21 protein-coding genes are annotated in these 20,842 nt (G+C 72.5%); 13 read left to right on the top strand and 8 right to left on the bottom strand.

The features are described from left to right. The first annotated feature begins 39 nt into the window (after positions 1–39). On the top strand, positions 40–1,113 hold the full coding sequence (locus ACQEUU_RS18035) for a phosphotransferase family protein (RefSeq protein ID WP_433067305.1): 1,074 nt from the start codon (positions 40–42) through the stop codon (positions 1,111–1,113). Here the strand turns inward: ACQEUU_RS18035 and ACQEUU_RS18030 are convergent. Beyond that, complete coding sequence (locus ACQEUU_RS18030) at positions 1,057–3,306, bottom strand: M64 family metallopeptidase (protein WP_433067303.1); 2,250 nt, start codon at positions 3,304–3,306, stop codon at positions 1,057–1,059. The two genes, ACQEUU_RS18035 and ACQEUU_RS18030, sit on opposite strands and share 57 nt — an antisense overlap. A 183-nt stretch (positions 3,307–3,489) precedes the next feature. Between ACQEUU_RS18030 and ACQEUU_RS18025 the strand changes: the two genes are divergently transcribed. Together ACQEUU_RS18025 and ACQEUU_RS18020 are read left to right on the top strand one after the other, a co-directional pair. Further along, positions 3,490–4,833, top strand: a complete 1,344-nt coding sequence (locus tag ACQEUU_RS18025; protein ID WP_433067301.1) for a class II 3-deoxy-7-phosphoheptulonate synthase — start codon at positions 3,490–3,492, stop codon at positions 4,831–4,833. A 91-nt stretch (positions 4,834–4,924) separates the two neighbouring features. Then, complete coding sequence (locus ACQEUU_RS18020; RefSeq protein WP_433067298.1) at positions 4,925–5,695, top strand: SAM-dependent methyltransferase; 771 nt, start codon at positions 4,925–4,927, stop codon at positions 5,693–5,695. Between the two features lie 60 nt (positions 5,696–5,755). On the opposite strand, the gene trxA is transcribed toward ACQEUU_RS18020, so the two are convergent. Continuing rightward, the gene (gene trxA, locus ACQEUU_RS18015; RefSeq protein ID WP_433067295.1) at positions 5,756–6,130 is read right to left on the bottom strand and encodes a thioredoxin; all 375 of its coding nucleotides are present in this window, start codon (positions 6,128–6,130) and stop codon (positions 5,756–5,758) included. 121 nt (positions 6,131–6,251) lie between these two features. Further along, positions 6,252–7,862, bottom strand: a complete 1,611-nt coding sequence (locus tag ACQEUU_RS18010; RefSeq protein WP_433067293.1) for an ExeM/NucH family extracellular endonuclease — start codon at positions 7,860–7,862, stop codon at positions 6,252–6,254. A 211-nt stretch (positions 7,863–8,073) separates the two neighbouring features. Between ACQEUU_RS18010 and ACQEUU_RS18005 the strand changes: the two genes are divergently transcribed. Then, positions 8,074–9,168, top strand: a complete 1,095-nt coding sequence (locus tag ACQEUU_RS18005) for a pentapeptide repeat-containing protein (protein ID WP_433067290.1) — start codon at positions 8,074–8,076, stop codon at positions 9,166–9,168. Here ACQEUU_RS18005 and ACQEUU_RS18000 read toward each other — a convergent pair. The 3 genes from ACQEUU_RS18000 to ACQEUU_RS17990 are packed head-to-tail and all read right to left on the bottom strand — an operon-like array spanning position 9,165 to position 10,262. Further along, on the bottom strand, positions 9,165–9,593 hold the full coding sequence (locus tag ACQEUU_RS18000; protein ID WP_433067287.1) for an SRPBCC family protein: 429 nt from the start codon (positions 9,591–9,593) through the stop codon (positions 9,165–9,167). The genes ACQEUU_RS18005 and ACQEUU_RS18000 overlap by 4 nt on opposite strands. Next, complete coding sequence (locus tag ACQEUU_RS17995) at positions 9,586–9,912, bottom strand: ArsR/SmtB family transcription factor (protein WP_433067284.1); 327 nt, start codon at positions 9,910–9,912, stop codon at positions 9,586–9,588. The genes ACQEUU_RS18000 and ACQEUU_RS17995 overlap by 8 nt, the downstream gene beginning before the upstream one ends. Continuing rightward, the gene (locus ACQEUU_RS17990) at positions 9,909–10,262 is read right to left on the bottom strand and encodes a VOC family protein (protein ID WP_433067282.1); all 354 of its coding nucleotides are present in this window, start codon (positions 10,260–10,262) and stop codon (positions 9,909–9,911) included. The genes ACQEUU_RS17995 and ACQEUU_RS17990 overlap by 4 nt, the downstream gene beginning before the upstream one ends. Positions 10,263–10,361: 99 nt before the next feature. Here ACQEUU_RS17990 and ACQEUU_RS17985 point away from each other — a divergent pair, with 99 nt between their 5' ends. Then, on the top strand, positions 10,362–11,048 hold the full coding sequence (locus tag ACQEUU_RS17985; RefSeq protein ID WP_433067279.1) for a permease prefix domain 1-containing protein: 687 nt from the start codon (positions 10,362–10,364) through the stop codon (positions 11,046–11,048). On the opposite strand, the gene ACQEUU_RS17980 is transcribed toward ACQEUU_RS17985, so the two are convergent. Further along, positions 10,999–11,340: a PadR family transcriptional regulator gene (locus ACQEUU_RS17980; RefSeq protein WP_433067277.1), complete on the bottom strand. Its 342-nt coding sequence runs from the start codon at positions 11,338–11,340 to the stop codon at positions 10,999–11,001. The genes ACQEUU_RS17985 and ACQEUU_RS17980 overlap by 50 nt on opposite strands. A gap of 91 nt (positions 11,341–11,431) precedes the next feature. Between ACQEUU_RS17980 and ACQEUU_RS17975 the strand changes: the two genes are divergently transcribed. The 8 genes from ACQEUU_RS17975 (at position 11,432) to ACQEUU_RS17940 (ending at position 19,433) form a co-directional block, all read left to right on the top strand. After that, the gene (locus ACQEUU_RS17975) at positions 11,432–12,598 is read left to right on the top strand and encodes a cytochrome ubiquinol oxidase subunit I (RefSeq protein WP_433067273.1); all 1,167 of its coding nucleotides are present in this window, start codon (positions 11,432–11,434) and stop codon (positions 12,596–12,598) included. Between the two features lie 10 nt (positions 12,599–12,608). After that, positions 12,609–13,373 carry a cytochrome d ubiquinol oxidase subunit II gene (locus ACQEUU_RS17970; protein ID WP_433067271.1) on the top strand — a complete coding sequence of 255 codons (765 nt, stop codon included), beginning with the start codon at positions 12,609–12,611 and terminating at the stop codon, positions 13,371–13,373. 7 nt (positions 13,374–13,380) lie between these two features. Next, complete coding sequence (gene cydD / locus ACQEUU_RS17965; RefSeq protein WP_433067268.1) at positions 13,381–15,114, top strand: thiol reductant ABC exporter subunit CydD; 1,734 nt, start codon at positions 13,381–13,383, stop codon at positions 15,112–15,114. An 8-nt stretch (positions 15,115–15,122) separates the two neighbouring features. Further along, positions 15,123–16,790: a thiol reductant ABC exporter subunit CydC gene (gene cydC, locus ACQEUU_RS17960; RefSeq protein ID WP_433067265.1), complete on the top strand. Its 1,668-nt coding sequence runs from the start codon at positions 15,123–15,125 to the stop codon at positions 16,788–16,790. Positions 16,791–16,875: 85 nt separating this feature from the next. After that, positions 16,876–17,499, top strand: coding sequence for a hypothetical protein (locus ACQEUU_RS17955; protein ID WP_433067262.1), 624 nt, complete (start codon positions 16,876–16,878; stop codon positions 17,497–17,499). Then, a complete protein-coding gene (locus ACQEUU_RS17950; RefSeq protein WP_433067259.1) occupies positions 17,496–17,819 on the top strand; it encodes a transcriptional regulator in 324 nt (107 codons plus the stop codon). Before ACQEUU_RS17955 ends, ACQEUU_RS17950 begins: the two co-directional genes overlap by 4 nt. Continuing rightward, on the top strand, positions 17,816–18,700 hold the full coding sequence (locus ACQEUU_RS17945) for an ABC transporter ATP-binding protein (protein ID WP_433067256.1): 885 nt from the start codon (positions 17,816–17,818) through the stop codon (positions 18,698–18,700). Before ACQEUU_RS17950 ends, ACQEUU_RS17945 begins: the two co-directional genes overlap by 4 nt. After that, positions 18,693–19,433, top strand: coding sequence for an ABC transporter permease (locus ACQEUU_RS17940; RefSeq protein ID WP_433067253.1), 741 nt, complete (start codon positions 18,693–18,695; stop codon positions 19,431–19,433). The genes ACQEUU_RS17945 and ACQEUU_RS17940 overlap by 8 nt, the downstream gene beginning before the upstream one ends. 77 nt (positions 19,434–19,510) lie before the next feature. Here the strand turns inward: ACQEUU_RS17940 and ACQEUU_RS17935 are convergent, their stop codons facing one another. Next, complete coding sequence (locus tag ACQEUU_RS17935; RefSeq protein WP_433067250.1) at positions 19,511–20,734, bottom strand: S1C family serine protease; 1,224 nt, start codon at positions 20,732–20,734, stop codon at positions 19,511–19,513. Positions 20,735–20,842 lie beyond the last annotated feature (108 nt).

The raw sequence follows: 20,842 nt of genomic DNA, 5'->3' as shown, positions 1-20,842 counted from the left end.
GGTCCGGCCCGCGGGGGCCACGGCCTGAGGAGGGTGCGGGTGGACAGCAGGACCAAGCGCCGGTTATCCGGGCAGGAGCTCGACGCGCTGGCCCGGCGGGCGCTCGGCGCCGGCGTGGCCGAGCACGCCGAGCTGACCGACGGCTTCGCGAACGCGGTGTGGCGGCTGCGCCTGGACGACGGCCGCGACGTGGTCTGCAAGCTGTCCCCGCCGCCCGGCCTCGACCAGCTGAGCTACGAACGCCACCTGCTGCGGATGGAGGCGTCGGCCTACGAGCTGGCCGCGGCGGCGGGGGTCCCGGTGGCGACGCTGCTGCGCGCCGGGTTCGACGATCCGGTGCTGGGCGGCGACTACCTGATGCTGGCCGCCCTCGACGGCGTCTCGTGGAACCACGTCCCCCGTGACGACGGCCCCGAGGACGGCGCCACCCGTGAAGAGGACGGTCGTGGGGGCGTGGCCCGGCGTGGGATCACGCCCGGGTGCGAGGCGCGGCTCCGCAGGGAGCTGGGCGGGCACCTGGCGCGGCTGAACGCCGTGACGGGCCCGGTGTTCGGCTACCCGCACGCCGGGATCACCGGCTCGACGTGGCGCGAGGCGTACCTCGCCATGGTGGACGCGCTGCTCGGCGACACGGTGCGCTACCCGACGCCGCTGCCCGCGCCGGTGCCGCGCATCCGCGAGCTGCTGGCGGCCGCCGCGCCCGCGCTCGACGAGGTGACCACGCCCCAGCTGGTCCACTTCGACATCTGGCCGGGCAACGTGTTCCTCGACCTGTCGGGGCCTCGTCCCCGCATCCAGGCGATCATCGACCACGAGCGCGCGTTCTGGGGCGACCCGCTGGCCGAGTTCATCACCCCGACGATCTTCGCCGACCTTCGCGAGGACGATCCGCTCGTGGTGGGCTACCGCGAGGTCACCCCGTTCGAGCTGACCCCCGCCGCGCACGTACGGCTCGATCTGTACCGCGCGTACCTCTACCTGATCCTGCTGGTGGAGAACGGCCCCCGGCAGTATCCGGAGGCCGAGTACGCCCGGTTGCGCGATCTGTCCACGGCCTCACTCGCCGAGGTGCTGGACCGCCTCGTACCTCTCTCCACGGGGACCGTCGCCTAGCTCACGGCACTGCCCGGCCCCGGCGCCGCGCAACGTGCTGGGCACGCCCAGGTCGGCGGGGGCGGGCGTGTTGCCGGTGCAGGAGAGCGCGCCCCTGACCGTGCTGCCCGACAGGATCGGCGCGTCGTTGCCGGTGAGCAGGACTGCGCCGCGCAGGTCGGCGGAGACGATCTGCAGCGAGCCGGTCCGGTCGGCGCTCAGCGCGCCGTCCAGCCGCGCGCCGAGCAGGTGCACGGCGGCGGCGCCCGAGGCGGTGAGCGGGCCGGTGATCCGGCCGCCGGTGACCACGAGGGAGGCGCCGGGCCCGGCGACGACGGGGCCGCTCACGCGGGCGTCGTCGAGGCAGGTGACGCCGCCGGTGACGGTCAGCGGCCCGCGGTGCTCGCCGGTGATCGTGCGGGTACAGGCGGGCGGCGGGGCGATCGTGGTGACGGTGAACTCTCCCGGTTCGCCGTAGTTGCCCGCGGCGTCGATCGTGCGGTACTCGACCGTGTGCCGGCCGCGCGGCAGCTTGCCGAACAGGAGGTGGTCGATGACGGTGCCCTCCTCGCTGAACGTCCACGGCAGCTCGGAGGAGGTGGGCCAGCCGAAGTAGTTGAACCAGCCGTCGCCGTCCACCCGCGACTCCTGCACCAGGTGGCCGTCGCGGTCGTCGGAGCCGGTGAGCCGCATGGTGAACGGGCCGTTGTAGACGTAGGTGTCGCCGGCCCGGGCCAGCGGCTCCGACAGCTCGTAGCCGGTGGCGGGCGGGGTGGCGTCGACCGTCCAGGCGCGGGTGTCGCCGCCGAGCGAGGCGGTCAGCTCGTGGGCGCCGGTCAGATCGAGCGCGCCCAGGTCGAGTTCGGCGGCGGTGCCGCCGACGCGCTCGCCGTCGAGCCGCCAGACGACCTCCGGCACGGCGGTGGCGGGGTGCGTGGTCTCCACGTACACCACCTCGTCCCGGCCGACCGGCCGGCTCACCGGCGTGGAGGAGACGAGGCCCGGCTCCACGCCGTCCGGCGGGGTGGTGAGCGTGGTGTCCACGGTCCAGGCGCGGGTGCGCGTCATGGCGTCGCGGACGGCGGGGTCGCGGACGAAGTCCGTCGGGTCGGTGACCGTGGCGGTGACCGTGTGCGTGCCGGGGGCCAGGTCCAGGGTGCGCAGGTCGAGGGCGTCGCGGTCGCCGTCCAGCTTCTCGCCGTCGACGGTCCAGGTGGTGACCAGCCCGTGGCTGACGGGGCGCATCGGCTCGACCCAGAGCACCCGGTCGGCGCCGACGGGGGCGACGGTCGGGGTGGAGTCCTGGATGACCATGGTCTTGGCGGTGATCCGCTCGGTCATGACCTCGCGGCCGACCTGGTCGAAGTAGTAGCCGAGGCTCTTCATGATCGAGTGGGCGCTGGGCCGCCAGACGCCCGTGCCCGCGTAGAGGCCGCCCTCGTAGCGGGCGATCGGGCCGCCCGACTCGCTGGGCTCGCCCAGCCAGCGCCACCACTTCCTGCGCTGGTCGCGCATCTCCCGCTCGGTGAGCAGCGTGTGGTGGGCCGAGCCCGGCTCCGGTCCGGTGTACGGGCCGCCGGGGACGCCCCGCTGGTAGTAGTCGTACTCGTCCTGCAGGCCGCCCAGCGAGTGGCCCAGCTCGTGCGGGCTGATCAGGGCGGACATGGCGTTGCTGCCGGAGGCGGTCGCGTACGCGCCGCCCGCTCCCCCGTACGTGCCGCTGTTGGCCAGGGCGAGGATCTGGCGGTTGGCGGAGGAGGTGCCGGTGACCAGGTTCGCGTACCGGGTGGCGGCCGCGTTGTCCATGGTGATGAGGCGCTGCACGCTGCCCGGGTTGCAGCGGCCCCAGAAGCCCATGCCGAGCGGCGTGCTCCTGCGGGGCGAGGTCAGGTCGGGGTCGCAGCTGACGCCGGACTCGCCGGAGACGATGTCGATCCGATAGACGTTCAGGTAGTTGCGGTAGGACTTGAACGGCTCGATCGACCACATCACGTTGAGGTGGCGGTCGACGTCCTGGCGGTACTTGTCCTGTTCGGCCTCGGTGTATCCGTCGCCCATCACGACCAGGTTGAACCGCTTCTCCGGCGCGCCCGTCACCTGGACGGGCGTCACGGTCGCCGTCCCGGGCTCGGCCGCCGTCCCGGCGGCAGCCCCCGTCTGGGGCGCGGCCATGACGGCGGCGAGCATCATCACCAGCACCGCTGATCTTCGCATGCCCAGCACTATCCGTCACCAGCAGCGGCCCGTCTTCTCCCTTGAGGTCACAATTCGGACTATCCAGGTGTCCCGGGCGGCGGTCCGGCCGGGAGCGCGGACGCCGCCGAATATGGAACGGCCTTCTCACTACGTGGACATCGCGGTCGGCCTGGTGGACCCGGTGGAATACCCTCGTATGTCGTGAGCGCATTGAGCAATTCGCTGAATCTCGATTCCTGGCGAGCCCTGCCCGCGGCCCAGCAGCCCGACTGGCCTGACCGCGCCGAGCTCGACAAGGTCGTCGCCGAGCTCGGCGGCCTGCCCCCGCTGGTGTTCGCGGGAGAGTGTGACCAGCTCAAGGAGGACCTGGCGGCCGTCACCAGGGGCGAGGCGTTCGTCCTGCAGGGCGGCGACTGCGCGGAGACGTTCGCCGGCGCGACCGCCGACAACGTGCGCAACAAGCTCAAGACCCTCCTGCAGATGGCGATCGTGCTCACCTACGCCGGCAAGGTGCCGGTGGTCAAGATCGGCCGCCTGGCCGGCCAGTTCGCCAAGCCGCGGTCCAAGGGCACGGAGGTGCGCGACGGCGTGGAGCTGCCCGCCTACCGGGGCGACATGGTCAACGGGTTCGACTTCACCCCGGAGACGCGCAGGCCCGACCCGTGGCGGCTGCTCAAGGCCTACCACTCCTCGGCGGTCACGCTCAACCTCGCCCGCGCCTTCACCAAGGGCGGCTACGCCGACCTGCGCCAGGTGCACGCGTGGAACCAGGACTTCGTGGCCGAGTCGCCCGCCGGCCGGCGCTACGAGCGGCTGGCCCGCGAGATCGACCAGGCGCTGGCCTTCATGCGGGCCTGCGGGGCCGAGCCGGAGGAGTTCCACTCGGTGGAGTTCTACTCCTCGCACGAGGCGCTGATCCTCGACTACGACCAGGCGCTCACCCGCATCGACTCGCGCACGGGGCTGCCGTACGACGTGTCGGCGCACATGGTCTGGATCGGCGAGCGCACCCGTCAGCTCGACGGCGCGCACGTGGAGTTCTTCTCCCGGATCCGCAACCCGATCGGCGTCAAGCTGGGCCCGACCACCTCCCCCGAGGAGGCGCTGGCGCTGGTCGAGAAGCTCAACCCGGACAACGTGCCGGGCCGGCTCACGTTCGTCACCCGGATGGGCGCCTCGAAGATCCGCGAGCACCTGCCTCCGCTGGTCAAGGAGGTCACGGCCGCGGGCGCGCAGGTGGCCTGGGTGTGCGACCCGATGCACGGCAACACGTTCGAGGCGCCGAGCGGCCACAAGACCCGGCGCTTCGACAACGTGCTCGACGAGGTGGCCGGGTTCTTCGAGGTCCACCGCGCGCTCGGCACCCACCCGGGCGGCATCCACATCGAGTTCACCGGCGACGACGTGACCGAGTGCGTCGGCGGCGGCCACGAGATCGCCGAGGGCGACCTGGCGACCCGCTACGAGACGGCCTGCGACCCGCGGCTCAACCGGGGCCAGTCGCTCGATCTGGCCTTCCGGGTGGCCGAGCTCTACCGCGGCTGAGCGATCCTCGCGTTTCCGGGCCATCGTCGCACGGTGGCCCGGAACATCACTTATGATCAGCGGCACAAGCCCGGTAATCATGGGAGATGTGGTGGACAGAGCTCCGGACGGCGTCGATCCGAACGTGCCCAATGTCGCGAGGATGTACGACTACTACCTCGACGGCAAGGACAACTTCGCGGCGGACCGGGAGGCGGCCGAACGCATCCTGCAGCTGTTCCCGGACACCAAGCAGCACGCCCAGGAGAACCGCGGCTTCCTGCGCCGGGCCGTCCGGCTGGTGACCGACAAGGGCGTGGACCAGATCGTGGACCTGGGGGCCGGGCTGCCCACGCAGGGCAACACCCACGAGATCGCGGTGGGCTCGCAGGTGGTCTACGTCGACAACGACCCGGTGGTGTGCACGCACGGCCGGGCGCTGCTGGCGCGCGGCACCGGGGTCGACTTCCTGCACGGTGACGCGCGCAAGCCGGATGAGCTGCTCGAACAGCTCCGGCCCCTGATCGACTTCGACCGGCCGGTCACGTTCATGATGCTGGCGATCCTCCACTTCCTGTCGGACGAGGAGGCGTACGGGCTGATCGCGCGGCTGCGTGAGGTGAGCGCGCCCGGCAGCTATCTGGTGCTCAGCCACGCCATCGACGCCAAGCCCGACCTCACCCCGCAGGCGCTGGAGGTCTACAAGCAGTCGACGGCGGCGCTCCACCTGCGTACGCACGAGGAGATCCTGCGCTTCTTCGACGGCTACGAGCTGCTGGAGCCGGGCCTGGTGGACCCGGGCGACTGGCGACCTGAGGAGGAGGAGCGGGTGGCGGGCTCCAGGCGCAGCCCGGGCTACGCGGGGGTCGGCCGCAAGCAGTGACCCGCGCGACCCCGGACGGCACGGCGGCCCCGCCCGAGGGCGGGGCCGTGCCGGTGCGGGTCAGTTCTGCTGGGCGTTCTTGAGCTCCTTGTCGAGCTCCGCCCTGATCTCCTCCATGTCGAGCGCGCGCACCTGACGGATGAGGTCGTCGAGGGCCGGGGCCGGGATGGCGCCCGGCTGGGCGAAGACCACGATGCCGTCGCGGATGGCCATCAGGGTCGGGATGGACCTGATGTCGAAGCCCTGGGCGAGCGCCTGCTCCTGGTCAGTGTCGATCTTGCCGAACGTGATGTCCTGGTGCTGCTCCGAGGCCTTCTCGAAGATCGGGCCGAACATCTTGCAAGGACCGCACCACTCCGCCCAGAAGTCGAGCAGGACGATCCCCTTGTCGGCGATGTCGTTGAAGTTCGTCTCGGTTACTTCGATGGTCGCCACAAGTGGCTCCTCTGACGTCGGTCCGCTTCCGGTGATTGCCTCCGTGACAACCACGTACCCCTCACCAGCATTCCATGCCACGGGCCGGGCCGGGCGGCCCGGCCCGTGGATCGAGCGGGGGTCAGCGTCCCGGCAGGGTGAGGCCGACGACCAGGGGGTCGTGGTCGGAGGAGCGGAAGGCGTCCGGCCGGTACAGGCCGGGCGGGTTGAACTCGGTGTTGTAGTCGCGGACGCGAGGCTCGTCGGCGTTGGCGTGCCAGATGGCGACGCTGGTGACGCGCTTGAGCAGCTGCCTGCTCGCCATCATGTGGTCGAGCTCGCCGGCCAGCCCGTCGAACAGGTAGCTGTAGCGCAGCGGGGCGGGCACGTACCGCTTGGTGAGGCTGGTGAGGCCGCCGGCTTCGAGCGTGCCGATCGGGTCCTCCTCGCCGTAGGCGTTGAGGTCGCCGAGCACGAGCGGGGCCGGCAGGTCCCCGATGAGGCCGAGCAGCGCCTGCGCCTGCCGCACCCGGGTGGGGTTCCAGCAGCCCTGGCCGTCGCCCTGGTCGGCGTCGGGCCCGCCGTCGGGGCAGGAGCCCTTGGACTTGAGGTGGTTGACGACCATGGTGAACGGCTGGCCGCCGTGCTTGCGGCGGAAGCTCTGGATGAGCGGCGGCCGGCTGAACACCGGGTCCTGCGAGGAGCGGGCCGCGCCCACCGGGGTCAGCCTGCCCGGCTTGTAGATGAGGCCGACCTGGATCGCGTCGGTGCCCGGGAAGGGGTGGGTGAGCGCCGCGTACGTACCCGCGCCCATCTCGGCGTTGACCGCGTCGACCAGCGCGTCCAGGGCGACCTGTCCGTTGTTCTCGACCTCCATGAGGCCGATGGCGTCGGCGTCGATGCCCTTGATCGCGGCGACGAGCTTGGCGAGCTGACGCTGCTGCTCCTCGGCGGTGTTCGCGCCGCGCGAGCCGATCGTGGTGAACCAGTTGAGCGTGTTGAACGAGGCCACCTTGACGTTGCCGAGCACCGGGAAGGGCCGGGGCAGGCGCGGGTTGGTGGCCTGGTAGCGGATCGGCTCCGTGGGCTGCAGCCGGTAGACGCCGAAGCCGTAGCCCAGGACTCCGGTGACGCCGGTGGCGCTGTCGCCGGCGCGCACGATGGGCGGCAGCGTGGCCGGGTTCTGCTGGTTGGAGCCGTCGTCCACGAGCAGGGAGCGGCGGGCGTTCTCGGCGGCGTCCACGCCCGGCCGGTCGGTCGGCTGGAAGAGCCTGCCGCCGGAGGAGAGCGTCACCTCGCCGAAGCGGCCCAGGTTGTAGGTGTCGTTGACGGTGAGCCGCTGGGGGAAGGTGAGCAGCACGTTCTCCACCGGCTCCAGGTCGGTGGCGGGCAGCCGGTGGCGCAGCGGCGCGACCGAGCCGGTCCCGCAGACGTCCACGGCGGTGACGGGCGACAGCTCGGTCCACCCGTTGAACTCGACGGCCCTGCCGGTGACGAGCACGCGGTCGCCGACCTTCACGTCCTGGAAGGAGTCGCGGGCGAAGGCGAACAGCGCGTCGGAGGTCGCCGGGTCGGCGTCCGGCGTGGGGTCCTGCAGGAAGAACCCGCTGAGCTGGTCGGCGCGCTGGAAGTCGGCGGTGACCACGCCCTCCACCCGGACGGTCCGCCCCGCGAGCGGGGTGGCGGCGCCGCTGCCCTGGACCTCGGCGATCTCCCGGTCGGGCGGGGTGTCGCAGGGGCCGGTGGGCGTCACGGATGCGGATGCGGACGCGGACGCGGATGCGGATGCCGGCAGGAGGCCGGCGACGAGCGCGGCCGCGGTGAGCGCGGCACAGGTGGCCCGGTATAAAGCATGCATAAGCGGCACTCTAGGCCCAGGGCCCGTGACAGGTGTCTACAGAGATGTGACCACAAGCTTCCATGGCCGAACCTTGACAGGGCCGCCTCCCGGGTATGACCAGTGCATGGACTGGGTCACCTGCGCGCAATCGGCGGCCTGCACCGGGATCGCCCGCCGCCCCTACGACCGCTGTCTCGCCCACCTCCCCCACGACGAGGTCGCCGTCGTGCTGGCGGGGATGGAGCCCGGACGGCTGCTGGACCTGCGCGGCACCACGCTCAGCGGCGACCTGCTGCGCCGCGTCGTGGCGGCCACCCGGAGCAGGCCCGGCCGGGCCCGGCTGGACCGGGCCCGCTTCACCGGGGACGTGCGCCTGGCGGGGGTGACGTTCGCGGGCGACGTGTCGCTCGACGGCGCCAGGTTCGAGCGGCTGGCGTCGTTCTTCGGCGCCCGCTTCGAGGGCAACCTGTCCCTGGCGAGCGTCCGCTTCGCCAGGGAGCTGTCGTTCCACGGCGTGCCGGTGCGCGGGCACGTCTCGCTCGACGGGGCGGTGATGACCAGGGACGCGCTGTTCAGCCAGGCCGTGTTCGGGCACGGCCTGTCCTGCGAGTCCGCCCGGTTCGAGGGGTACGCGACCTTCGACGGGGCCAGCCTGGGCGAGGCGGCGAGCTTCCGGGGCGCCCGGTTCGGCCGCACGCTCTCCTTCCGCAAGGTGAGCGGCAGCGCGGGGTTCGACGCGGCGCGCTTCGCCGCCGACGCCTACCTGTCGGCCACCGGCCGGTTCTCGGCCGCGCGGGCGCGCGCCGACGGCGCCCTGGACCTGGCCGTGCGCGGCTGCGGGGTGGATCTGCGCCGGCTCGTGGTGGCGGGGACCACGACGGTGCGGCTCACCGACTCCCAGGCCGACCTGGAGGGCGCGGTCCTGCGCGGCCCGGCGACGGTGACCGGGCGCGGCTCGTCCACGCTGACGTCGCTGAACGAGGTGGACGCGGCCAGCCTGGCCCTGCACGGGCTCGACCTGTCGGCCTGCCGGTTCGCCGGGCTGGCGCACCCGGCGGGCGTGCGGCTGCAGGAGTGCACGTTCGCGCTCACCGGTCACGGCATGCGGGTGAGCATCAGCCTGCCGATGCTGCGCTGGCTCTCCCGCAGCCGCTCCTCCCTCGGTCGCTCCTCTCGCGGTCGCTCCTCCCGCCAGAGCCCCCACGCCCGCCACGTCTAGAGCGTCGCCGCCACCTCGGCGATCTTCCTGGGCACGGTCCGCCAGCCGCCGCCCATGATCCGGCGCGACATCCGCTGGATCGGGTCGTCGGGATCGAAGCCCTCGTGGTCGAGGAACAGGCGCGTGCCGCGGCCCTCCGGCTCCAGCCGCCAGGTGACCGTCCAGTCGACCCGGCCGTCGCTCCAACTCAGCTTGAGCAGCTTCTCCGGCTCCGCCTCCAGCACCTGGCAGTGCACGACCCCGGCGAAGCCGGCCCGCTCGTTGGGCGCCGTGGTGAAGGTGAAGCGGTGTCCCGCCTCGGGCCTGATGTCGCCGGGCATGAGCCAGCGGGCCACCAGCTCGGGCTCGGTCAGCGCGCGCCAGACCTTGGCCGGCGGGTGCGCGAGGAACTCGTCCAGCCGGATGGCGGTCGGGTCGTCAGCCATGGTCGTCCTCCATCTCGTCCAGGAGCCCGCGCAGACCGGCCAGCTTCTCACGCCAGAAGCGCTCGTACGGGACGAGCCAGTCGCGCACGTGGATCAGCGGCTCGGCCTCCAGCCGGTAGTGCCGCTCGCGTCCCTTGCGGGTCTCGGCCACCAGTCCGGCGTCCTTGAGCACCTTGAGGTGCTCCGACACGCTCGGCCGGCTCATGTCGAACCGGTCGGCCAGCCGGCCCGCGGGCTGCGCTCCCTCCTCCAGCAGCAGCCGGAGCAGCTCGCGCCGGGCGGGGCTGGCCAGCGCGGCGAAGACGGGGTCGGCGGTCATCCGCCGGTCGCCACGAAGCCGTTGCCGAACGGGTCCTGGAACAGCAGCTGGCGGCCCCACGGCTCGTCGCTGGGCCCCTGGACCTGCACGCCGTGCTCGCGCAGCCGGTCGGCCAGGGCGTCGACGTCGGGGGCAGCGACCACCAGCCCGCCGATCGGCGCCATGCCGGGGAACCAGGAGGCGAGCAGCAGCGAGCTCTCCGCGCCCTTGGGCGCGACGGTGAGCCAGCGGCCCATCGGGAACGGGTTGTCGGAGCGGACCTCGAAGCCGAGGGCGCCGGTGTAGAAGGCGAGCGCGCGGTCCTGGTCGGAGACTGGCACGGTCACGGTGACGACATGTGAGATGAGCATGCCGCCCACTATATGTAGGATTTTTCCTACCTATCAAGCCTCTGATATCAGGGAGATCCCCTATGGGGACGGGCCCTCCCGCTCCTTAGACTGAGGCCCATGCTCATCGACGACTACGCGGCCGAGCTGAGACGCGCCCTGTCCGGGCCGTACGGTCCGAAGCGCGACCTGGTCGTCGAGGCCCGGCACAGCCTGCTCGACTGCGCCGAGGCCTACCAGGCCCGGGGCCTGCCCCGGACGGAGGCGGAACGGCGGGCGGTCGAGGAGTTCGGCCCGGTCGGCGACGTGGCGCCCGGCTACCAGGAGGAGCTGACCGCCGCGGCGGGGCGCAGGCTGGGGCTGCTGCTGTTCGTCAGCGTGCCGGCGACCGTGCTGGCCTGGAGCCTGATCTGGTCCTTCCAGCCCGCCGGGACGTGGGTGCCGTCCGGCCGGCCGGAGTGGTTCCCGACAGCGTCCCGGCTGCTCGACGTCCTGCAACTGGCCGTCGGCCTCTACGGCGGGCTGGCGCTGCTGGCCCTGAGCCGGCGGGCCCGCTGGATCCCGAGGCCGCGCCTGGTGACACGCTCGCTGGGCCTCTCGGTCTGGCTGCTGCTGCCGCTGAACACCCTGCTCGGCCTGCTGGTCTCCCAGGCCGCGCAGCTGCCCGCGAGCACGCTGACCTCCGCCCCCGTCATCCTGGCCAACGTGCTGACCTACGCCTTCGCCGGAACGCAGCTCTACTGCGCGACCCGGTGCGTCATGCTGAGCCGGAAGGCTTGGCCTCCGGCCGCAGCACGCTCCCGATAGCGCTGGTGAAGGCCTGCCAGGCCGACCGCTCCCCCTCCAGCTGCCGCCTGCCCGCGTCGGTGAGGCGGTAGGTGCGCCGTTTGCGTCCGCCGACCGTGTCCCACGCGCTCTCCAGACAGCCGGTCCGCTCCAGCCTGCGCAGCGCCGGATAGACGGTGCCGGTCGGCACGTTGAGCGCGCCTCCGCTGCGCTCCTGCAGGGCCTCGATGATGGCGTAGCCGTGCAGCGGCTCCCGTTCGAGCACCGAGAGCAGCAGGGCGTCCATGTGGCCGCGGAGCGCGTCGGGATTCATGGCCACGATCCTAAGCATCCGTCTGTCATGTAGATAGCCTACATGTAGTCTGTCTATACGTAGACTGTCTACACTATGACGGAGTGGAGAGATGGAAGCACTCGACCTGGCCCGCTTACAGTTCGCCGTGACCGGAAGCCTGCACTTCCTGTTCGTCGTGCTCACCCTGGGACTGGCGCCCCTGGTGGCGATCATGAACACGCGGTTCGCGCGCACCGGCAGGCCGCTGCACGAGCGGATGACCCGCTTCTGGGGGCAGATCTACGTCGTCAACTACGCCCTCGGCATCGTCACCGGCCTGGTGATGGAGTTCCAGTTCGGGCTGTCGTGGAGCGGGCTGTCCCACTACGCGGGCGACGTGTTCGGCGCGCCGCTCGCCATGGAGACGCTGGTGGCGTTCTTCCTGGAGTCGACGTTCCTGGGGCTGTGGATCTTCGGCTGGGGACGGCTGCCGACGTGGGCGCACCTCGCCTGCATCTGGATGGTCGCCGCGACCGCGTACGCCAGCGCGTTCTTCATCATGGTGGCCAACTCGTTCCTGCAGAACCCGGCCGGGGCGGTCGTCTCCGGCGACCGGCTGGCGCTGGTGGACGCCGGGGCGCTGTTCACCAACGACACGCTGGTGTTCGCGCTGCCGCACGTCCTGGGCGCCGGGCTGTTCACCGGGGCGATGGTGCTCGTCGGCGCCAGCGCCTACCAGCTGCGGCGGCGCACCGAGGAGCGGGAGTTCTTCACCAGTTCCCTGCGGACCGGGATCGTGGCGGCGGCCATCGGCATCGCGCTGACCGTCGCGTTCGGCTACTCCCAGTTCGGCCACGTCCAGGAGGGCAAGTTCGACGACGACCCGGCGGCCTCGGTGCCGCTGGCGCTGATGATGGAAGGCGGCAACCTGCTGTCCCTGGTCGTGCTGCTGTTCATGCTGCCGCTGATCGCCAAGCTGCCGCGCTGGCGGTGGGCGCACCCCCTGCTGATGGCGCTGACGCCGCTGCCCTTCGTGCTGTCCATCCTCGGCTGGCTGGCCAGGGAGCTGGGCCGGCAGCCGTGGATGATCTGGGAGAAGCTCACCGTGGCCGACGCCATGACGCCGGGCCTCACGCCCGGCATGGTCACCGCCTCCTTCACCGGGTTCGCCGTCGTGCTGGGGCTGCTGGCCGTCGTCGACTACGTGCTCATCGCCAGGATGGTCAGGCGCGGCCCGCGCGACCTGGCCCTCGGCGCCTCCGCCTCCGAGCAGCGCTCGCCCGCGCTGAGCCTCTAGGAGCGTCCCGATGGAGCTGATCTGGTTCGCCGTCTTCGCCGCCCTGCTGGCCGGCTACTTCGCGTTGGAGGGCTTCGACCTGGGGGTCGGCCTGCTGCTTCCGGTCCTCGGCAGGAGCAGGGACGACCGGGACCGCATGGTCGCCGCGATCGGGCCGTACGTGCTCGCCAACGAGGTGTGGCTGGTCGCGCTCGCCGGGACGCTGTTCGGCGTCTACCCGCTGCTGGAGGGCGAGCTGCTCCCGGCGATCTACCCGCTGGTGGTGGCCATGCTGCTGGCCTGGATCCTGCGGGATGCCGGGCTGTGGTTCCGGCGCAGGATCGGCGGCTCCCGGTGGCGGGCGTTCTGGGACGGGACGATCGCGCTGGGCTCGCTCTGGCTGTCGTTCGGCTGGGGGCTGGTGATCCACGCCGCGGCCACCGGGTTCGCCGGGCCGCTCATGCACCCGGTGGGGCTGCTGATGGGCGCGGCGGTGACGCTGCTGTTCGCCTGGCACGGCCGCGTCTTCCTGGGCTGGCGGCTGCCGGGCTTCGCGGGGCCCGCGCGCACCGGCCGGGCGCTGGCGGCGTCGGCGGCGGTGGCCGCGCTGCCGGCGCTGGCCCTGGCGGGCGGCGCGATGTCCTACCTGATCGAGCACAGCGCGCCGGCCGCTACGCTGAATGTGCTCAGTCTCATGGTCCTTCCGTTCGCGCCCCTCATGGTCGGGGCGCAAGTATGGATATGGCGTACTTTCCGTCCCGGTAAGGACGCCGACCGAAACCCTTCGTTCTTCTGAGGCGCTCGTGCACAAGGATCTACTCCGCCTGATCCGGGGAGAGCAGCCGGTCCTGCGGCACCTGACCGTCACGTTCGCGGCGGCCATGCTGGCGGGGCTGCTGGTGCTCGTACAGGCGGAGGTGCTGGCCGGGGTGCTGTCCGGCAGGTTCACCGCGGTCGCGCTCGCGGTCGTGGCCGGCGTGGTGGCGCTGCGGGCGCTGCTGGCGTGGACGCAGGGCGTGTTCGCCGGGCACACCGCCACCGGGGTGAAGTCGGCGCTGCGGCACCGCCTGCTGACCCGGCTCAGGGAGCTCGGCCCGGTCCGGCTGGCCGGCCACCGCTCCGGCGAGCTGGTGACGCTGACCGGGCGCGGGCTGGACGGCCTGGACAACTACCTGACCGGCTACCTGCCGTCGATCGCGGTGGCCGCGGTGGTGCCGCTGGCGGTGCTGATCCGGCTGCTGGTCGCCGACCTGGCCAGCGCGATCATCGTGCTGGTCACGCTGCCTTTGATCCCCATCTTCGGCGCGCTGGTGGGCATGACCACCAAGGCCGTCACCGAGCGGCAGTACCGCGCGCTGACCCGGCTCGGCGGCCACTTCCTGGACGTGGTGCGCGGCCTGCCCACGCTGCGCGCCTTCGGCCGGGCCCGCTACCAGGCGACGGTGATCCGCCAGGTGGCCGACACGCACCGCTCGGCCACCATGCGCACGCTCCGGGTGGCCTTCCTGTCGTCGCTGGTGCTGGAGCTGTGCGCGTCGCTGTCGCTGGCCCTGGTGGCGGTGCCCATCGGGTTGCGGCTGCTCGGCGGCACGCTGGACCTGCACACGGCGCTGCTGGTGCTGCTGCTGGCCCCGGAGGCCTATCTGCCGCTGCGCGCGATGGGCACCCGCTTCCACGCCTCGATGGAGGGCGTGGCCGCCGCCGACGCGGCCTTCGCCGTACTGGACCGCTCGGACGACGAGCCCGCGCCGGAGGAGGCCGGGCGTGCCGCTGCCGCACCCGCGTCCGAACAGCCGCGCATCGAGCTGGAGAACGTCACCGTGCGCTACCCCGGACGCGAGGACCCGGCGCTGTCCGGGGTCAGCCTCACCATCGAGCCGGGCGAGCGGGTGGCGCTGGTCGGCGAGAGCGGCAGCGGCAAGAGCACGCTGCTCAACCTGCTCCTCGGCTTCGTGCCGCCCTCGGAGGGCCGGGTGCTGGTCGACGGGGCCGACCTGCGCACGCTGGACCTGGAGGCGTGGCGGGCCCGGCTGGCGTTCGTGCCGCAGCGGGCGCACCTGTTCACCACGTCGGTGGCGGACAACATCCGGCTCGGCAGGCCGTCGGCCTCCATGGACGAGGTGCGGCGGGCCGCCCGCGCCGCCTACGCCGACGAGTTCGTCGACGACCTGCCCGACGGCTACGGGACCAGGGTCGGCGAGCGGGGCGCCAACCTGTCCGCCGGGCAGCGCCAGCGGATCGCCCTGGCCCGCGCCTTCTGCCGCCCCGCGACCTCGGTCCTGCTGCTGGACGAGCCGACGGCCAGGCTGGACGGCCGGAGCGAGGCCGCCGTGGTGGCGGCGACCGCCGAGCTGAGCGAGGGCCGCACCGCCGTCGTCGTGGCCCACCGGCCGGCCATGATCGAGCTGGCGGACCGCGTCATCCGCGTCCACGAGGGCCGCGTCGTCTCGGACACGACGTCTCCGCCCCGGGACGCGGACCCGCGCGAGGAGAGGACCGGCGAGGAGATCACGACGAGCGGGCGGGCCGAACGATGAGGAACCGGATGACGACGCGGCTGGTCTACGCGGTGCTGGCCGGGGCCGCGGCCGACCTCGCCGGGCTCGGGCTGATCGCCGCCGCCGCCTGGCTGATCACGCGGGCGGCCGAGCAGCCGCCGCTGGCCGCGCTGAGCGTGGCGATCGTGGCCACCCGGGCCTTCGCCACCGGCCGCGGCGTGTTCCGCTACGCCGAGCGGCTGACCGGCCACGACGTGGCGCTGCGGGCCCAGGCGAGCACGCGGGAGCGGCTCTACGAGTCGCTGATCCCGCCGCAGCGGCCCAGGGTCGGCGGCGCCGATCTGCTGAGCCGCATGGTCGACGACACCGACGCGGTGCAGGACCTGCTCGTGCGCTGCCTGCTGCCCGCCGCCGCGGCCGCCGTCGCGGGCCTCACCGCGGTGGTCATCGGGCTGACGATCCTGCCCGCCACGGCGCTGGTCCTGCTCGCCGGGCTGCTGCTGGCCGGGGTGCTGCTGCCGGCGGGCACCGCCGCGGCGGCACGCCGGTGGTCGGCGCGGATGGCTCCGGCGCGGGCCGAGCTGGCCGGCCGGGTGGCCGACCTGGTGCACGGCGCGGCCGACCTGTCCGCGTACGGAGCCGGGGACAGGGCGCTGAAGGACGCGCGGGAGGCGGGCGACGCGCTGGGCCGGCTGGAACGCCGTCAGGCCCGGGTGCACGCCACCGCGCTGGCCGGCGGCACGCTGGTGCAGGTGCTGACCGTGGTCGCGATCGTGCTGATCGCGCAGGCGAGCGCAGTGGGGACCGTCGGCACGGCCGTGCTCGCGCTGACGGCCCTGGTGGCGTTCGAGCCGGTGCTGCCGCTGGCCGCCGCCGGCGAGCGGTACGCCGGCATCGCGGCGGCGCTGCGCCGCCTGCGCGAGGTCCGTGCGGTTCCCCCTGCGGTCACGGAGCCGGGCACGCCGGCCGCTCCCCCGCCGGGCCCGCTGACGGTCGAGGTCGAGGACCTCGTGGTACGGCACGTGCCCGGCGGCCGGCCGGCCGTGGACGGGGTGTCGCTCACGCTGACCCCGGGCAGGCGGGTGGCGCTGGTGGGGCCGAGCGGCGCGGGCAAGAGCACGATCCTGGCGGCGCTCATGCGCCTCGTCGACCCCGAGTCCGGAAATATCAGGATCAATGGCGTGGACATCGGTGATCTGGCCTCCGACGACGTGCGGGCCATGATGACCGGGCTCACGCAGGACCCGTACGTCTTCCGGACCACGCTCCGCGACAACCTGCGCCTGGCGGGCCCGGAGGCCGACGACGAGCGGCTGGCCAGGGCCGTGCGGGACGCGCGGCTGGAACGCTGGGTGGAGCGCACCGGCTGGGACGCCGAGCTGGGCGAGGACGGCAGCACCGTGTCCGGCGGACAGCTGCAGCGGCTCGCGCTGGCCAGGGCGCTGCTGTTCGACCCGCCGGTGCTGCTGCTGGACGAGCCGGCCGAGGCGCTGGACGAGGAGACGGCCGACGAGCTGATGGCCGATCTGCTGGACGTCACGCACGACCGGACCACGCTGCTCGTCACCCACCGCCTCAAGGGGCTGGAGCGGGTGGACGAGATCGTGGTGCTGGAGGACGGCCGCGCCACGCAGCGCGGCACCCACGACGAGCTGGTCTCCCGGCCCGGCTACTACCGGGATCTCTGGGAGTCGGAGGCGCTCACCCGCCGCTGAGGAACTTCACGGGCCCGCCGCCCGTTGTGTTGGCACGGCAATCTAGTTTACAGTACAAACCAGTTTGGTGCCAAGAGGAGTTGAGATGGCAGACGACGGCGAGCGGGTGGCCTCCCCCGAGGAGACGCTCCGGCTCATCGAGGCGCAGCGCGCCACCGCGGTCAGAGCGCTGCACGGCGACCCGCTGCTCCTCTACACGCCGTGGGGCGTCGCCTGGCTGCTCGGCTTCGGCGTGCTCTTCCTGCGCTACGGGCTCGACGGCGTCCCCTACGCGCCGATCAGCCACCCAGCCGCCCTGGGCATCCATCTCTCGCTGCAGGTGGTCGCGGGTGCGTTCGCGGCGACCGGGATCGTCCGGATGAGCTCCCAGGTCCGGGGTGAGAGCTCCGCCAAGGGCATGATGTACGGCTACGCCTGGTTCGTCGGCATGGTGCTGATGTCGGTGATCTGCGCGAGGTTCAGCCCCGCGCTCGACCCGCTCGGGGCGGGCCTGCTGTGGGCGGGGGTGTCGCTGCTCGTGGTGGCGGTCCTCTACATGGCCGGCGGTGCGCTTTTCGGGCAGTGGCCGATGTTCTTCATGGGGGTGTGGGTCGCCGCCGTCAACGGCCTGGGCGTCATCCTGGGCGCCGGCTGGCACGCGCTGCTGTCGGCGGTGCTCCTGGGCGGCGGCCAGATCGCCGCCGGCATCCTGCTGCGGCGGCGCGCATGACCTCCGGGGAGGCCGCGCCCGAGCTCGACCCGGTCATCCACGCGCAGGCCAGGCTGCGCGTGATGGTCACGCTCAGCACGCTCTGCGAGGGCGACGAGATCGCCTTCCCCTCGCTCAAGGACCTGCTCGGCATGACCGCGGGCAACCTGTCCGTCCACCTGACCAAGCTCGAAGAGGCCGGCTACGTGCGGATCACCAAGACCCACAGGGGCCGCACCCCCGTCACGTACGTGTCGATGACCACGCGGGGGCGGCTCGCGCTCGAGGACTACACCAAGGCCATCCGTTCCCTACTGGACTCCGCAGGAGGCGCTCCATGACAGTCCTCGCCAGAACGGTCGAGGCCACCCGCCGCTACGGCGACGTGATCGCGCTCGACCGGGTGTCCATCGACATCCGCGCCGGTGAGCTGGTGGGCCTGCTGGGCCCCAACGGCGCGGGCAAGTCCACGCTGATCAACCTGTTCGTGGGGCTGCGCCGGCCCAGCTCCGGCATGGTCGAGCTGCTCGGCGGCTCACCGTCCGACCCGGCGGTGCGGCGCGGCATCGGCGTCACGCCGCAGGAGACCGGGCTGCCCGAGGTGCTGCGGGTGGGCGAGATCGTGGACTTCGTCTCCTCCCACTTCCCCCGCCGGGCGGCCAAGGCCGAGCTGCTGGACCGGTTCGGCCTCGGCGACCTGGTCAAGCGGCAGATCGGCGGCCTGTCGGGCGGGCAGAAGCGCCGGCTGGCCGTGGCGCTCGCCTTCGCCGGCCGTCCCCGGCTGGTGTTCCTGGACGAACCGACCACCGGGCTCGACGTCGAGGCCAGGCGGGCGCTGTGGGACGGCGTCAAGGCCTTCCACGAGGACGGCGGCACCGTCCTGCTGACCAGCCACTACCTGGAGGAGATCGAGGCGCTGGCGGAGCGGGTGGTGGTCGTCGGCCACGGCCGGGTGCTGGCCGACGACACCATGCGGGCGGTGCGTGACGTGGTCGGCGTGCGGCGGGTCTCGCTCGACGCCGGCGAGCTGCCCGAGCTGCCCGGCGTGGCGGCCGTGGAGCGCGAGGGCGGCCGGGTCCACCTGATGACCGCCGACCCCGACCGGCTCGTGGTCGAGCTGGTGCGCAGCGGCGCCCCGTTCTCGGGTCTGGAGATCAGGCCCACCTCCCTGGAGGAGGCCTTCCTGACCATCACCGCCGCGAAGGAGCACGCCCATGTCTAGCCTCATCCTGGCGCACGCCCGCTACCAGGCGCTCGAACAGATCCGGGTGCCGATCGGGCTGCTGGCCAGCGGGCTGTTCCCGGCCATCTCGATGCTGGCGTTCGCGGCGCCGTTCGTCGGTGACGACCCGGCCGCCTCGACGCTGTCTATGGGCTCGATGATGCTGATCGGCGGCATGTCGGCGGCGCTCATCGCGCTGTCGATCTCGGTGGCGCAGGACCGCGAGCAGCCCTGGAACCCCTACCTGCGCACGCTCCCGGCCGGGCCGCTCCCCCACTTCGCCGGGCGGCTGCTCACCGCGATGGCGCTCATGGTGGTCTCGACGATCCCGGTGACGCTGGTGGCGGCGATCTTCACGGAGGCCGACCTGTCGCCTGCGCGGCTGGCCGGGATGATCGGCGCGGTGCTGGCGGGCTCGGTGCCGTTCATGCTGATCGGGCTCTTCCTCGGGCTGACGCTGCCCTCGAAGGCGGCGATCGCGGTGTCGCAGATCCTGTTCTTCCCGTTCGCGATCGTGGGCGGGCTGATGCTGCCGCCGCAGGTGATGCCCGGGTTCCTGAACGTGATCTCCTCGTACGTGCCGAGCCGGGGCGGCGGCGAGCTGGTGTGGTGGGCGGCCGGCGGGGCCACGCCCGGCACGCTGCCGCTGGTGGTGCTGGCCTGCTGGACGGTGGCCGCCGGGGCGGCCGCCGCCTGGGCCTACCGGCGCGACGAGGGACGCCGGTTCTCCTGACGTCCCGGTGAAGGGGGGGTGTGCCGCCGAGTCCGCAGCGATCTCAACGGCACACCCGTCCGTGTGGGGGTCCTGGGTTATTGCATCTCAGCGAGGGTGGCGGTGACGGTGTTCTCCTTGCCGTCCCTCATATATGTGATCTGAACCTGTTGGCCCGGTTTGAAACCTCTGATCTGCCCGACGACGTCATCTCCGCTGTCGACGACCTTCCCGTCGATCTTGGTGATGAGGTCGGCCGACTGCAGCCCGGCCTTCTCGGCGGGGCTGCCCGCCGTGATCTGGCGGACCAGCGCGCCGGGCACGTCGCCGGTGGCGTCGGTGACGCTCACGCCGAGGAAGGCGTGGGTCACCTTGCCGGTGCTGATGAGCTGCTCGGACACGTGCTTGGCGGTGTTGATCGGGATGGCGAAGCCGAGGCCGATGCTGCCGTTGCTGCCCGCTGTCGCGATCGCGGTGTTGATGCCCACGACCTGCCCGGCGGCGTTGACCAGCGCGCCGCCCGAGTTGCCCGGGTTGATCGCGGCGTCGGTCTGGATGGCGCCGCCGATCGTGGTCACGTCGCCGCCGGCGCCCTGCTGCGGCCAGCCGGGCGGGGCCTGCTGCTGCTCGCCGCCCACGTTGAGCGTGCGGTCGAGCGCGCTGACGATGCCCAGGGTGACCGACCCGTCGAGGCCGAGCGGGCTGCCGAGGGCCAGCACCGAATCGCCCACCTTGAGCTGGTCGCTGTCGCCGAGCGCGGCGGGGGTCAGCCCGGACACGCCCTCGGCCCTGATGACGGCCAGGTCGGTGGCGGGGTCGGTGCCGACCACGGAGGCGGTGGCGGTCTTGCCGTCGCTGAACTTCACGCTCATCCTGCCGCCCTGACCGGCGCCCACCGCCACGTGGTTGTTGGTGAGGATCAGCCCGTCGTCGGTGAGGACGACGCCGGAGCCCTCACCCGTCGCCCCCTGGATCATCACCACGGAGGGCTGCACCTTCTCCGCGACCTGCGCCACGGTGAGCGCGGTCGACGCCTGGCTGAACGTCGGGTTCGGCGCGCTGACGGTCGTCACGACGGGATCCTGGAACGCGGTGGCGACGGTGGCGCCCACCACGCCGCCGCCCACGGCCATGGCGGCAAGAGCCAGCCCGGCGACCGCCTTCCGCCCGAGGCCCGGCTTCCTGGGCGGGGGCGGAGGCGGAGGCACCGGCTGACCCATGACCATGGTGTCCCGCCTGGGGAACCCCCCGGCGGTGGGCGGCGTGTCACCGAACTGGCTCCAGCCGCCGACGCCCTGCTCGCGAGGCTCGTTCGCGTTCATCGTCATCTCCCTAGAGTTCCTCTGGCTCCAGGGTGCCAAAGCCCGCGTAAGAGCTGGTTAAGCCGGTGATCGGCGGCGGCCGAAAGCTTAAACGACGGCTTTATCAGC

Source organism: Nonomuraea sp. CA-218870 (assembly GCF_050936535.1).
GTDB lineage: Bacteria > Actinomycetota > Actinomycetes > Streptosporangiales > Streptosporangiaceae > Nonomuraea > Nonomuraea corallina.
Note: the sequence above shows the minus strand (reverse complement) of the source record. Positions and strands in the feature narration are given on the sequence as shown.